The organism is Haloarcula ordinaria (assembly GCF_029338275.1).
Classification (GTDB): Archaea; Halobacteriota; Halobacteria; order Halobacteriales; family Haloarculaceae; genus Haloarcula; species Haloarcula ordinaria.
Genome location: NZ_CP119790.1, coordinates 288400 through 301861 on the forward strand (window position 1 = coordinate 288400; position 13462 = coordinate 301861).

Consider the following 13462-nt stretch of genomic DNA (forward strand, 5'->3'; position numbering starts at 1 on the left):
CGTCAGAGCAGGGCGACCTGGACGACCGACAGAACGACGAGCGGAATATGAAACGAAGCGTGAGCCAGTATCGCCGCCTCGAGGCTCCGCCGCCAGTAGAGCCAGCCAAAGAGGACGCCGGCCACCGCGTTCAGAAGGACCGTCCGCGCGACGAGTGCCGGAGTGAGGTCGGCCGATTGGGCGAGTGCGGGGAGGTGACCGATGCCGAACAGCACGGCGGCCACGACGATTGCAGCCCAGACGACAACCGGTCTGGGGCCAGCGGCCCGGCGGCCGGTGATCCGCCACCCGACAAACACGAGGACCGACATGAGCCCGAACCGGAGCATGAGTTCCTCGGTGATTCCCCCGTAGAGGAACCGGACGGGTACGTACGCGAAAACGTCCAGCAGTGACGGCCTCGTCGCACCGAGTACTGACTGGGGCAGGTCCTGTGCGACGAACGGCATCATCATCGCGTCGAGGACGACGATCAAGACGCCTCCGAGGATGCCGACTCCGACCGCCAGTTTGACTTCCTCACGGAGGTGTTGCCAGACACCGTCGTCAGTCCTCTGGTCAATGACGTACGACTGCAGTCCCACTCGTGGTGCTGCGTAGGCACCGAGCAAGCATGCCACGGCGAGGAGTAACAGTGGACTGATTGCCGAGAGGACTGCGAGGAGTGGGAGTGAGAGGCCTGGCGGAACAGCTGTCACCGGCGTCGTGAAGTAAATGTAACCGACGAGCGCCACGATTCCGGGTATGCCCAGGAGTAGGGCCACACCGAACCGCTTGCCGAAGGACCGACCGTTCGCAGTCGGGGACATGGCTGAATCGACTCCCGATGGAGAGAAAGGCATTGTGGACCTGTCGTCTTCGGCCATCATTTGGCCTCCGAACTGTGACCGCGAGTCGCTATCGGTGCTGCAGCTGTCTCGTCATCGTACCCGAGCCGACCGCGCGTGGCGACGAGCAGCACGGCGACAAGCAGCCAGATCGCGACCGTCGTGACTACGAGAATCGTCGTGGAGTCGCCGGTGCTGATGACGTCGAGGGGAAGCGGGACGAGCGTACTGTTTGCCGTGTTGAACCCGGTGTGCGCGAGGATAGCGAGCAGAACGCTCCCGGTCTCGTTGTAGATCCACGTCAAGACGAAGGCGACTCCGACGATGTTCAGGAGGCGGACGGCTGTGGTCAGCGCGAGCTCAACGAACGACGCCAGCCCGTGGAACTCGGTGCTGCCAGTCGCCAGCAGCGGGAGGTGCCAGAGCGCCCAGACCACGCCGAGGATGAGCGTCGCTGGCACGGGGGCGAACCGTTCCTGGAGCTTCGGAAGTGCGAGTCCTCGCCAACCGGGTTCTTCGTTCCCGCCACCGACGAGCGCGATACCGACGAACGAGACGAGCACGAGCGAGACGCGCCCGGGAAGCAGTCCCGGGTCGACGGACGTGCCCGCGACGGTGAGGCCGATACTCGTGAGTGTGATGAGCAGCAGCGGGATACCGAACGCGGCGACGTACCACCGGGGCGCGACGCGCCAGTCGACGATCTGGCGTGCCCACGCCCGGACCGAATCACTCCCGAGCCACGTGACGAGGAGGGCCGCGAGGAACGGGCCGAAGCCCCCGACGACGAACCCGAGCGTTCCCAGCGGTTCGGGCATCGCAAGGATTGGCCCGAGCCACGCCACCCAGGAGATGGCATAGGCGATGACGAAAAACGCCACGACTGGGTTCGCATCGACACGCTCGCGAATCTGCTGTCTCATGGTGTGATACTCCGACGGCCGATTGGTGGTGGGACAATCATCTGTCTCGATTATTGTTACAGCGGCAGGATACCGAGCAGTGACAACTGCCAGGCGAACAGGATCGCGAGGAGCGTCACCACCGCGTAGTGGAGTCGAACCCAGCGAGTCCAGTACGCGTCGCGCCATGCGAACCCGGTCGCGACGACAGAGCCGACCGTCCCGGCGAGGGCGACGTACCGCAGACCCTTCCCGGTCTGGAGTGTCAGCGACGGCGAAGCAGCCTCCGCGTTGAAGTTGATCCAGGCGAGCAGGAATATCACCAGCACTGCCAACCAGAGAGCACTCACCAGGCCGAGTAACGTTCGAGCCGCACGTTCGGGGCCGCTGAGTGGGTCCCGACCTCGGACTCGTCGCCACACGAACCCGCCGAGCCACAGGGCCAGGACGGAGACGAACGCCACGACGCCCGCGCCGAGGATTCCCTGGAGGACTGTCAACGATTCGTACCACGGAACGCGCTCGTACGTCGCGGGCCCGAAGTGTCCGCGGAACAGGTGCGTCGCCCGGCCGTCCTCGTCGAACCTGAAGACGAGGCGGTCGCTCCCGCCTACTTCCTCGTAGACACCGGGGCGGCGCTCGACCCACGTTCGAGTCCCCTCACCGAGCCGGGTGGTCGCCAGGTACCCCTCGTCGGTGGCGCCGACGGTGTACGTCCGGGTCATCACGCCGAGGACACGCTCCCAGGAAGACTCCGAGATAGTCAGCGACCGGTAGTCACCCGTCAGTGCCAGTGCTCGGTCGGCTGCGCCAACTGGCGGTTCGACGACGGCGGTATCCGACCGCGGGTAGTATCGGTCGGTGAACGCCTGGAGGAGTTCGAACCGCGCGGGACTCCCGCCGGGGCTGTTGTAGACGACGAACACCCCGGTGTCGCGCTCGGGGTAGAGGGCGAGCAGGCTCATGAATCGGGGCGTGTCACCCCAGTGACCGACGATGGTCTCGCCGTTACGGTCCATCTCGATGAACCCGTAGGCCATCCCGTTGAGTTCCGGGACCGCCTCGGACTTCGTGAAGTGACGCCGGTGCATCTCGCGCACGGTGTCGGCCTCGAGGATACGTTCCGAGTTGTAGGTCCCCTCGTTCAGGTGGGCGAGCAAGAACTGCCCCATGTCGGTCGCCGTCGTGCGGAGCGAGCCGCCCTCGGGTGGAAGCGTCCAGACGACGGGGTCGTGGGCCCGGTACTCACCGTTCTGGTAGGTGTAGCCGATTGCACGCCGCGATTCCAGGCGGGCGGGTAGTGGCTGGGCGTAGGTCGAATCGTCCATCGCAAGCGGCGTGAAGATGCGCTCGTCGACCAGCTCGGTGAAGCTCGCGTCGGACTGTTCGGCGAGCGCGTGGCCCGCCAGGGCCGTCCCGTAGTTCGAGTACGCGACGAATTGTCCTGGGGGTCTGACCCGCGCTGGCTGGTGGTCCGCGAGGATTTCTTCCATGGGTCGTCTCTTACTGGGGTCATCGGTGACCATCCCCGCGAAAGCTGTCCTCGAAACCCGCCGAGTGCGTCCCGAGGTGTTCGAGTGTGACGGGCTGGGCGTAAGTATCCGGGACCGTGACGGCCGAGTCGGTCAGGTAGTCGTTGACGTCGTCGTCGAGTTCCAGCCGGTCCTCCTCGACACCCTGCATCACTGCGGTCCAGGTCACGAGTTTGCCAGTCGAACCGACGCTGAAGACGGTCTCGTCGGCGTCGACGGGGCGCTGGGATTCGAGGTCCGCGTACCCGTATCCCTTCGCCAGGACCACCTCGCCGTCGCTGACGATGACGACGGCCGCGCCCGGGATATGGTACGCTTCGAGCTGATGGGCCATCGTCTCGTCGACCCACGCCTCGGTTTCCGCACGGTCGGACAGGTCGATCTGGTCGGCCTGACTCCCGAACGAACGGTCAGACTCCGCCGCCGCCGTTCCAATCGGCGTGCTCACGAGCGCGAAGATCAGGACCACGACGATGATAATGTGAACGAATCGGTGTTGCATTGGAGGGGCTCTGTGTCAGTAGTCAGTTCGAATGGGACAGTCGATGCCAGCGAATGCGGGAGTCCCCGCGGAATCGGATCTGGGAGTCCACGAATCTACACTCAGGCACTCAGGCTGGCCCCTGAATGTGGTCGGTGTACTCGCTTTTGCCGAGTAGGTAACCGCCGAAGGCGACGAGCCAGAGCATCACGGGGTAGACAATCATCCGCTCGGTCCCGCCGTGACCGATCGCCCCGAACGCCGTTGCGTTCCCGGCGTCACCGAGCGCCATCAACACGACGAAGATGAGACCGAGCCCGCCAGCGAGGACGGATAGAATCCGGATAATACCAGTGAGGCGAGTCGCACTCCCGACGGCCTGCACGTTGAAGAACACGAACGCAAGCAGTGCTGCGATGCCGTGAAGCCCTCCGGTGTCGAGCGGGAAGAGGCCCGCCCCGATGGCACCGACGCCCGCGAGCGCGAAGACGGCAAGCAGCCACCGCCGCCCGTGGGTTCGGTAGAAGAAGTATCCTCCGAGGAGATTGAACACGCCGACGAGGACCAGTGAGACGTTGAACAACAGCGCCGTCTCCGGGACGACGCCGAGATCGCTGATGGCGGCCGCGCGGAAGTCGTAGCCGGGGACCATCGCCGCCGCGAGCATGATAACGGTCATGAACTGTGCGGCGAGCGTGAAGAAGAGCAGGCCGGCTATCGTCCCGTTGTCGAACTGTGTCCCTCGGAGGGCGAAGACCGGTTCGGCCGTGGATTCGAGTTCATTCACTGTCGTTCACTGCCTTATTGTTGGATTAGTAATAATATAAAGCGCTTGGCCAGTTCGCATCGGGCGAGAAATTCAAGTGAGAGCGGCGGGACTTTGGTCATCAGGGACGTGTTCCGAACTCCGTGACGCAATCGGTCATCGGGTATCTCGTAACATTCGATTGACCGGTCTATCTGAACGGTGCCATCGCTATCCTGTCGGGATTTTAATACAGCCATCTGACAAAGTGACTCGTATGTCTGAGTCAGCTACTATCGACGCAGAAACTACAGACTGGTTAACTCTTGACGAGGATGAAGAGATCGTCTGGTCTGGGAAACCCCACGAGAGTAGCTGATCCCAGCGCTCGTCGTCGGAGTGCCGCTCTCTATCGTCCTCATTGGGTTATTCATCATCGCTGGGTCCTATCTACAGCGCGAGAATACGCAGTACGTTGTGACGACCGATGGGCTGTACAAGAAGACGGGAGTCCTCTCACGTGACGTCCAGCGCATCGATTTCGGAAAGGTCCAGAACACCTCCTACAGCCAGGGATTCTTCGGCTCTCGATTCGGCTACGGGAACGTCGATATCTCGACTGCAGGCGGCTCTGGGATCGAGATGCAGTTCCGGTCAGTCCCCGAACCGAGAGAGGTTCAGGAACTCGTCAACAAACGTGTGAAGGGCAGCCGTGGTGAACCGACGACGGAATCGGGAGAAACTAAGCGCGACGTACTTGACGAGATCCTCATCGAACTCAGGGAGATTCGCGCTACGCTCGAAGCACAACAGGAGACTACAGGAAACACATCGGCCACGACGTCCAACATCGGCAATGGGGCGGACGAACAATCGACTGGTGAGGACGATGCCACCCATAATCAGCTCGGAGCTAGCAACCAGAGTGGCGAAAACGCGACTCCCGACCAAGAGTCGGATGATGAACGGTAGCCACCATGACGGAGTCAATTGACCCGGCAATTCCGCTCGGCACCACTGAATCGGTCGAGTGGTCCGGCCGCCCGCGGATCACAACCATCCTTCCAGCAGTCGTGATCGGCGTTCTCCTCCTCGTCTTCGGGATCGTGGTCAGTGTTTCTGGAGAAAGCCTGATGTTTCTCGCAATTGTTCCACTCGGAGTGGCCATCCCGCTCTGGAAGTATATTGCGCTCCAAGGCGTGCAGTACGTGATAACGGACGAAGCACTCTACGTGAAACGCGGTGTGTTGACCCGGTCTGTCACACAGGCAAACCTCGAAACCGTCCAGAACAGTTCCTTTGGGCAGGACATCACGGGATCAATCTTCGGATACGGTTCAGTCACGTTCGAAATTGCTGGTGGGGACGATCTCTCATTCCGGGCGATCGAAGACCCTCGTGCAATCCGGGCACTCGTCGATCGAGCAGCATCGAACGGCGATGGTCTCGGTGGGGGTAGATGGGAGGAATCTGCTATCCCTGGAGACCTGACACAGTGGCAGCAAATTCGAGACGAGATACGAGCGATCCGCAGCACTTTTGAAAGATAATCGTTTAGGGACAGCCAAGGGTTGGATGTGGGTACTCTGGGATAACAGGGTCGTTGGCTCAGCGAATTTCTCTTGGCTATTTTCGTGGTCTTCGGAATCCCGATTGCTATCTTAACTGTAGGACGAATATTCGAGAAATTCTTCTCTGAAAGAAGTTCCACATAATGTGGCCAATCGGAATCGTGAGTTCATCGGTCAACACGTAGCCGCAAGCGAGCATGAGCGCGACGACGCAAACGCTCCCGATCAGTACCACTAACTGTGCGACGAGGAATGCGATATTGAGAACGGCGAAAAGCGCTCGGTCGGGCGACAGTTCCGCCGTGACCAATACGAGCAGCGGTTCGACTGAGAAACTCCGAACCAGGACGATGAGAAACTGTGCAAGGAGACCGAGGACCAGGAGCAGAACCAGCCACTCGAGCAGCCGCTACGGGAGCCGGCGACGGTCCGTTTGTCCGTTCCGGACGCGGTTCTCGAGGCGAGTGAGCATAGGTTCTCGGGACACTATTCACCGGGACGTTTCAAGAATCGTGTGGAATTTCTCATAGCCTGGAATGGGACGCGTTGACCGCTTAGATGACCCTGGGCAACACGAGAATCATGAGGACGTTGATGACGCCGTGAGAGATCATACAGGCCACTACATTCCGTGACCAGACGTAGACACCCACGAGGACGAGGGTAAACACCGCTTGTGGAACTGCTCCGACGATGCCCCAGGCGGGAAAGTGAACGGCGAGGAAGACGACGCCACTGACGCCCGCGCCGACCCACACGCTCCCCGTCAACTCGGTCAACCGTTCGATAGGATAACCTCGCCAGAGTATCTCTTCAGTGACGACAGCCGTCACGACGATACCGAACTGTACTGGCACAGAGAGTCGACCGAGCGCCGACAGCGTCTCCGGTTGTTCGAGCTGGAACGTAGCGACGGCGACTCCGATCGCGACGACACCGAGGACGACAGCTACGAGTCCGGCGCCGACGCCGACAGTGGCCTCCCTACGACTCGGAATCCGAAGCCCGAAAGATGTCAGCGGTCGTCGTTCCCAGTACACGACGATTGCCACGAGGACACCGACCACCACCCAGGTGACGACCGAGTTCGCGAGAAACGACCGCGTCGCAGACACGTCGACCAAGCGTGGGATATCTATCTGGCCGAGGAGTGGCACCCCGAACAGCGAGAGGAGTAACCCAGTCGCGACTGGGACGGGCCGGTCACGATGTGAAGCCCGCCGGCTCTCTCTGGTCCTGGAGGGCATACGAACGACAGTACGGTGAACTACCATTTAGTCGTTCGACTGCTCCCGTGTACCGATGTCAGCGAGCCCATAGGGTCGTCGCTCACAGGACGAGCAGATTGTTCGTCGTTCAGTATTTTTCGGACCGTATCACCCCGTATGAGAACTGACGACCCGTAGACGTGACCTCTCTCTATTCGTTTCGGGCATCTCAACCGGTTTGGTCGTGGCCGCATTCCGAGGCCGATCGGTGACGACCGTCCTCATTCCAGACAGTCTGCAAACTAAATGACTCTCCAGACGGAACCTGCGAACCGGACCGTCCCTGCCTGACCAGAGCGTACCCCACGAAAGCCGTCAGTCATCAGGCAACTATTTCGCCAACCGTCACATACAGTGACAGATGGCACGCGACGTATCGTTTGAATCTGAGGGCGCGGAGCTGAGTGCCTGGTTCTACTCGCCCGACCCGTCGCCACCGTGGCCACTGGTCGTCATGGCTCACGGGTTCTCCGCTACTAAACAGATGGTCGCCGACAGATATGCCGAGGTGTTCACCAAGGCGGGCGTGGCAGTGCTGCTATACGACCATCGGGGATTCGGGGAGAGCGGTGGCGAACCGCGACAACAGGTCAACCCCTGGGCTCAGGCACGCGGATATCGTGACGCGATTGCGTTTGCGACAACCCACGAGAACGTCGATTCCGCTCGCATTGCCGTGTGGGGTGATAGTTACAGTAGTGGCGCTGCACTGGTCGTGACCGCGCTGGATACCCGTGTCGCGGCGCTGGTCGTCCAGGTGCCAGCGCTCGGAGCGGAGGTACCGTCGAACGATCTCGATGGCTCCGCTCGAGAAGCGATGAAACAGATGGTCCACACCGGGTCGGTTAAACCGGCCCCCGACGAGGTTCACGGTCCGATACCTGTCGTCTGGGACGACCAGGACCAGCGTCCATCAGCGTTGAAACCCGAGACGGCGTTCCGATGGTTCAACGGCTACGGAACTCGCTCGGACACCAACTGACGAATGAGGTCACCATCGTCCGGCCGAAAGGCCCACCGTGGCAGCCTGGACTATGCGCGGCGGACGTTATCTGTCCGGCCCTGTTCGTGGTGTCGCCTGACGACGAGATGCCGCGCTCGGCACCTACTGTGGCACGCGACGCTTACGAGCGCCTGTCAGGGCCAAAGGAGCGGATGGAGATTCCGGGCGGTCACTTCGGGCTGTTGTATTACCCGAGTGAGACCTTCGACCGGGCGTCGTCTGCTCAGTCGCGATTCCTCGTGAAGCGGTTACGTTCAGAAAGCGACTGAACGGAGACCACCATTGCAAATAGCAGTAGAATACGGGGACACGACTCGCGTCGAAAGTACGGGGATAGTCGTAGATAGCTGTGCCGCATGACTCAAAACGGTAGACGATGAGCTCGCGGTCTCCGTGACGGGAGCGGGTGGATACTTTCTCGGCCGCATCGCTCAGACTGGGGCCAACGTCCACCTGATAGCCGGGGGTGGTCACGTCGGCACGCTCTAGCAGGATTGCTTTCGGTATTTTGCCGTGGGTGTAGCTGCGTCCGATAACTACTGCCACTATCACAAGGGTGCTCTGTATCACCCACACTGGTACTGACGGGTGATGAGAAGTGGGAACGTCACTGCTGACTCACCAGCTGGAGTCGGATAAAGAACTGCGACTACCCATAGTGGTGGAAGCACGTACCTCGACGCTAGTCCTGCTTCGTTTCGAGTTCTTCGACCGTAATGAGAGCGGATATCGGTAGACACAGAACGGTTAGCCCGAGATAATCGGCCGAAGCAGACCGGCCGAAAGATAGGCGATACCGAGCCAAAAGAATCTTACCGAATGCGATATTTTTCTGCCATTGCCCGAAGCAGGTGAGCTGCTAGCATGGCTAAGTTAGGACTGCAAGTAAACGCCGCCGGTCTTCTCATCAGTATCGCAGGCACCCTGCTACTGTTCCTACATACGACCAACCGGTACCACTCAGCCATTCAGGATATCGAGTCGATAGCTGTCGCATACCTCGGTCTGATTATCCTTGGGATGTCGGTTTCAGTTACGGGGGTCGCTCTCTTGGTGAGGACGAATCACGAGTGAGCTAACTCCCGTGAACCTCCCGACCAGGCCGTGCGTCTCCCATCCCGATGCCAGTACCGCGAAGAAAGCAGCAACTAGACGGAACACTGCGAACAACCAGCACTACCGCCCGGTAGGTGAGTTCGGACAGGTCGGTCTACACAGATGAGACAAACGTGTCAGATGGTACGTGGGTGGTTACGAGGTGTTTCACTGCTGTCAGTACGATGAGCCGGACATTGGGACGTTGTTTCGTGGAAGGAGCTCCGAAAGGAGGCCTCGCGACGTCAGGACCCGCGTGTCGCGGTCCACCTTGCGCTCGCCTCGACACATTCTCGAAAGTGAGCTGCGCTACTTCTGGAGGTGCGTCTTCGTCTCCACCTGCGGGAAGAAATTGGAATCTGAGTGGGTCTCCAGTCTCTCCGAGCCGGGCCTCGAGAGTCACGATATCTCCGTTATCAGCGGTGACAAATTCACGACGAACAATGGTTTCCCCGCCATCGACTTCGGTGTCAAGTGAGGCATCGTATTGCTGTAATTTTGTGTTTACCGAGATATGCACAGGGTTATCACCGGTATTCTCCACAACCAGGGTTCCGCCTGGATACGCGGGATTTTGATTACTACCTGGAAGAATCCCTGAACAACCAGCGACCGACACACCGCCAATACAGCTGATAGTCGCGCGGATGCATTCTCTTCTCCGCATACCTATGTGTTAATACCACTACAAAAGTGTCTTTTCCAAAGGCACGGCTTCTCTATATATGAGCAAGGTGGGGGTGTCAAGACGGTTCTCCGGGGTAATTCACTGAATTCTCTCATATATTTCGCACCTCAATACCGCCAGTCGGTGGACGGGGCAACAGGGCCCCCAATTTAATAGCAACCCATTAGCTATTCTCGACGTGCGCATTCGCCCCGAGTCCCCACTGCACAGTGACACAATTGCGGTTATCGCGGGCAATCTTATTCCGATCGTCGGCGTTGTCGCTGCCGGGTGGCAGCCAGAAACCCTCCTGTTCGTGTATCTGGCAGAGCTTGCGACTATCTGCCTGTGGGCCGCTGTCCAGACACTGTTCGCCCGAAAGCGCCCGAATAATTTCCTCAGACGAGCGGTAAACGACTCCCGACGGCGATTTGAACTGCTCGGGCCACTGCAACAGAAGCGTGTTCTCGATGGATCGGTCCACTGCCGTTGCCGACGCACTACGTTCGGGTGTTCGATACGTGTGCTGGAACAGCGAAGTTACGGTGCTTATCTAGGTGGGGTACGGGTGATTTTCACTCTTGGATGTCGACTTTGACTCCCGGAATAAGTCGATATTTGGAGATCGATTTTCCAAACCAGTCTCAAATTCCCCATTCTATCTATAGAAAGGACGCACTTATAATATTATAAACATATTCGCCACTCCATATGCAGAGACAATAGAATGAAACGTATTAATTCAAAAATGAAAGTGGCGTATCTGTGTATGTCAATGGGTAGCCAATCTGTGCTATCTGGTCGTAGGATTCAGCCGGGTGATGGTCTGTCTGGTCCCTGTCGTCGTACGGTACGCCGGGCCGACTACAGTTGCTCGCCGATATCCGTGATAGCCCGTTCGCGAAGTGCTTCGACGTCCACTTTCCCTGTCCCACTCAGTTCGAGGTGTGACTCGAAGTAGATACGGCGCGGATAAGCGAATGCCGGACCGGTTGTAAGCGCGAACGTTTTGAGGTCATCGGAACTCACCGGGCCATCTCTGACGACGAACGCGACGGGAACCTCCCCTTTTTCACGATGTGGCACACTCACAACGGCGACGTCGGCGACGGCATCGTGCTTCAGCAACCGGTTTTCGACATCGGCGGGGTAGAGATTCTCTCCACCGACAACCATCATGTCGTCGAGACGGCCCACGATGTAGTGATACCCTTCCTCGTCTTTCCGAACGAGATCGCCAGTGCGGAGGAAGCGACGACCGTCTCGAGAGACGAAGCGCTCCGCGTTCGCCTCGGGCCGCTCGTAGTAGGTCCCGAGACCAGGATTCGATACCCAAAGTTCGCCAGTGTCGTTGGCTTGCACTTCGTCACCTGTATCCGGGTCGACGACTCGTGTGTCGACGTCCGGGAGCGGAGTGCCTGCACTCCCGAGTTTCCGAGCGCCCTCTCGGGGTGAATGAGTCACGACTGGTCCACCCTCCGTGAGCCCATACACTTCCAGTAGGTCCGCGTCGAAAGTCTGCTCGAAAGTAGCGACCAACGAATCCGGGACCGCAGCACTGCCGCAACTTGCCCACGACAGACTCGACATCTCCCCCTTGCCATGGCCATCGAACGCGGTCACCAGACGCTTGTAGATGGCCGGGACACCGGTCATATAGGTTACTTCGTGGCTGGCTATCGCCTCGATAGCCGCCTCGCTATCGAACTCGCGCAGGACGACGACACTCCCCCCACATAGCAGCATCGGCTTGACCACGCCGGTCATCGCATTCTTGTGGTAGAGCGGCGTCACGACGAGCCCACGGTCGGACTCGTCGAGTGAGAGGTGGTCGACGAACGCTTTCGTACACCATTCGATACCGCCGTGGGTTAGGACGACGCCTTTCGGCCGCCCCGTCGATCCGCTCGTGTACGGTTGCATCGCTGGGGTCGACGCAGCCACGTCGGCCGCAGTATGCATGTCCGTGCCCGATGCGTTCCCGTCGAGTGTTCGGACCGTGACCGGGTCCAGCGACAGCGTCGTAGTGGCAGAATGGACGGCGACCGTCTCGACAACTTCGGCCCGTGTGAGCCCCGAGGCGACATCGTCGTCGACTGTAGACTCGTCACTGACGAGGACCAGGCGCGACCCACAGTCGTCGAAGATGTAGGAAAGCTTCTCGGGATAGTTCGAGATTCACAGGGACCGGCACGGCCCCGATGCGAGCGACCGCAAGGGTCGCCGCGAGGTACTCGACGCCGTTCGGGTAACAGAGCGCGACTCGGTCGCCCTCGTCGACGTGGAGTGCTTCGAGATTGGTCGCGATACGAGCGACACGAGCGGACAACTCGCCGTACGTGATCGAAGTTTCGGATGCATCGTCGATGACCGCAACTCGGCTCGGGTCGACGCGTGCTGTCGCGTCGTAGACCGCGCCGAGGTTCGTCACGCCGCCTGATTCGCTCGTCATGTGTGACCCTACAGTTAGTGTGGGAAAAACCCTTCTTCGCCAATCGACGGCCGACCCGACGAGACTTCCTCCGGAGTCGATTACCTGTCGAGGAACTCTGATAATCGCTCCTTGCGTTCCGGTGTTGCCTCGATAACGTTCGCTAAGATACCCTCCAGCTCGAGTCCCTGTTGGAATTCGGTCTTTGCCGCCATCTTCGTCGACAGTTTCGCCAAGACAAGTGCGAGCTCGTCTTTCTCTGCGATCGCCTCCGCAATCTCCATCGTTCGTTCTTCCACACTATCGGGGGGATGGACTTCCTGGACGATACCGTGCGCCTTCGCCTCTTCGGCCGAGATGAATTCGCCAGTAAGTAGCATTAGCAGTGCCGTCCCGAGGTTCGTCTCGCGCGGGAGTCGCTGGGTCCCGCCTTCACCTGGGAAGCCACCGATGGAGATCTCGGGGAAGCCCAGAGACGCCTCCTCGGACGCGATACGGATGTCACACGCCAGTGCTAACTCGAACCCGCCGCCGAGCGTCAATCCGTTCAGTAGTGCGATGGTCGGTTTGTCCAGCGCCTCGATTCGCTCTGGGAGGGCAAATTGGTCGAGAGTGACCGCCTCGGTGACTGTCTCTGGCAGTCTGTCTTCCAGTTCGTTGATGTCCGTGCCCGCAGAAAAGGAGTCGCCTGAGCCAGTCAGAACGAGAACGGTACCGACTCCGTCATCGAAGCGCTCGAACGCCTCGACGAGTTCCTCACGCATCGCTCCGGTAATTGCGTTTTTCTTCTCCGGACGCTGGAGCCGAACGGTGGTGACGTCGTTTTCGACGCTGAAATCGATATACTCGAATTCCGTCTCTGTACTCATGCGTACGTTGGTGGTCGGGTATGGAGAGTAAATAGCTTCCGTCGGCTGGCATCAAGGACAGCAGTCTTGAA

At 59.8% G+C, this 13462-nt stretch carries 12 protein-coding genes and 1 pseudogene; 4 read left to right on the forward strand and 9 right to left on the reverse strand.

The window, feature by feature from the left end; all coding sequences use genetic code 11:
* Positions 1-2 precede the first annotated feature (2 nt).
* From P1L41_RS18285 to P1L41_RS18305, 5 genes are all read right to left on the reverse strand, one after another.
* Positions 3-866 carry a CPBP family intramembrane glutamic endopeptidase gene (locus P1L41_RS18285; protein ID WP_276298593.1) on the reverse strand — a complete coding sequence of 288 codons (864 nt, stop codon included), beginning with the start codon at positions 864-866 and terminating at the stop codon, positions 3-5.
* Positions 866-1750 (reverse strand): CPBP family intramembrane glutamic endopeptidase, encoded by an 885-nt coding sequence (locus tag P1L41_RS18290; RefSeq protein ID WP_276298594.1) that lies wholly within the window; start codon positions 1748-1750, stop codon positions 866-868. The genes P1L41_RS18285 and P1L41_RS18290 overlap by 1 nt, the downstream gene beginning before the upstream one ends.
* Before the next feature lie 56 nt (positions 1751-1806).
* Entirely contained in the window at positions 1807-3222 is a 1416-nt protein-coding gene (locus P1L41_RS18295) for a serine hydrolase domain-containing protein (RefSeq protein WP_276298595.1), read from the reverse strand.
* A 19-nt stretch (positions 3223-3241) separates the two neighbouring features.
* The gene (locus P1L41_RS18300; RefSeq protein ID WP_276298596.1) at positions 3242-3763 is read right to left on the reverse strand and encodes a serine hydrolase domain-containing protein; all 522 of its coding nucleotides are present in this window, start codon (positions 3761-3763) and stop codon (positions 3242-3244) included.
* Between the two features lie 109 nt (positions 3764-3872).
* Positions 3873-4421 carry a DUF998 domain-containing protein gene (locus tag P1L41_RS18305; RefSeq protein WP_276298771.1) on the reverse strand — a complete coding sequence of 183 codons (549 nt, stop codon included), beginning with the start codon at positions 4419-4421 and terminating at the stop codon, positions 3873-3875.
* Between the two features lie 465 nt (positions 4422-4886).
* On the opposite strand from P1L41_RS18305, the gene P1L41_RS18310 reads away from it, so the two are divergent.
* Positions 4887-5459 carry a PH domain-containing protein gene (locus P1L41_RS18310; protein ID WP_379789289.1) on the forward strand — a complete coding sequence of 191 codons (573 nt, stop codon included), beginning with the start codon at positions 4887-4889 and terminating at the stop codon, positions 5457-5459.
* 5 nt (positions 5460-5464) lie between these two features.
* Positions 5465-6037: a PH domain-containing protein gene (locus tag P1L41_RS18315; protein ID WP_276298597.1), complete on the forward strand. Its 573-nt coding sequence runs from the start codon at positions 5465-5467 to the stop codon at positions 6035-6037.
* Between the two features lie 575 nt (positions 6038-6612).
* On the opposite strand, the gene P1L41_RS18320 is transcribed toward P1L41_RS18315, so the two are convergent.
* A complete protein-coding gene (locus tag P1L41_RS18320) occupies positions 6613-7305 on the reverse strand; it encodes a CPBP family intramembrane glutamic endopeptidase (RefSeq protein ID WP_276298598.1) in 693 nt (230 codons plus the stop codon).
* Positions 7306-7687: 382 nt separating this feature from the next.
* Between P1L41_RS18320 and P1L41_RS18325 the strand changes: the two genes are divergently transcribed.
* Positions 7688-8308: an alpha/beta hydrolase gene (locus P1L41_RS18325; protein ID WP_276298599.1), complete on the forward strand. Its 621-nt coding sequence runs from the start codon at positions 7688-7690 to the stop codon at positions 8306-8308.
* A 1982-nt stretch (positions 8309-10290) separates the two neighbouring features.
* Entirely contained in the window at positions 10291-10689 is a 399-nt protein-coding gene (locus tag P1L41_RS18710; RefSeq protein WP_379789198.1) for a DUF6498-containing protein, read from the forward strand.
* 266 nt (positions 10690-10955) lie between these two features.
* Here the strand turns inward: P1L41_RS18710 and P1L41_RS18715 are convergent, their stop codons facing one another.
* The 3 genes and pseudogenes from P1L41_RS18715 to P1L41_RS18340 form a co-directional block, all read right to left on the reverse strand.
* Positions 10956-11270, reverse strand: coding sequence for an AMP-binding enzyme (locus P1L41_RS18715; protein ID WP_379789308.1), 315 nt, complete (start codon positions 11268-11270; stop codon positions 10956-10958).
* Between the two features lie 183 nt (positions 11271-11453).
* Positions 11454-12543 (reverse strand): annotated as a pseudogene (locus P1L41_RS18720) (class I adenylate-forming enzyme family protein); the annotation flags it as partial.
* Positions 12544-12623: 80 nt separating this feature from the next.
* On the reverse strand, positions 12624-13391 hold the full coding sequence (locus P1L41_RS18340; protein WP_276298601.1) for an enoyl-CoA hydratase/isomerase family protein: 768 nt from the start codon (positions 13389-13391) through the stop codon (positions 12624-12626).
* Positions 13392-13462: the final 71 nt, after the last annotated feature.

Coding starts and splice junctions, on each gene's coding strand:
- P1L41_RS18285 (WP_276298593.1), bottom strand. CDS start 866: ATGGCCGAAGACGACAGGTCCACAATGCCTTTCTCTCCATCGGGAGTC.
- P1L41_RS18290 (WP_276298594.1), bottom strand. CDS start 1,750: ATGAGACAGCAGATTCGCGAGCGTGTCGATGCGAACCCAGTCGTGGCG.
- P1L41_RS18295 (WP_276298595.1), bottom strand. CDS start 3,222: ATGGAAGAAATCCTCGCGGACCACCAGCCAGCGCGGGTCAGACCCCCA.
- P1L41_RS18300 (WP_276298596.1), bottom strand. CDS start 3,763: ATGCAACACCGATTCGTTCACATTATCATCGTCGTGGTCCTGATCTTC.
- P1L41_RS18305 (WP_276298771.1), bottom strand. CDS start 4,421: ATGACCGTTATCATGCTCGCGGCGGCGATGGTCCCCGGCTACGACTTC.
- P1L41_RS18315 (WP_276298597.1), top strand. CDS start 5,465: ATGACGGAGTCAATTGACCCGGCAATTCCGCTCGGCACCACTGAATCG.
- P1L41_RS18320 (WP_276298598.1), bottom strand. CDS start 7,305: ATGCCCTCCAGGACCAGAGAGAGCCGGCGGGCTTCACATCGTGACCGG.
- P1L41_RS18325 (WP_276298599.1), top strand. CDS start 7,688: ATGGCACGCGACGTATCGTTTGAATCTGAGGGCGCGGAGCTGAGTGCC.
- P1L41_RS18715 (WP_379789308.1), bottom strand. CDS start 11,270: ATGATGGTTGTCGGTGGAGAGAATCTCTACCCCGCCGATGTCGAAAAC.
- P1L41_RS18340 (WP_276298601.1), bottom strand. CDS start 13,391: ATGAGTACAGAGACGGAATTCGAGTATATCGATTTCAGCGTCGAAAAC.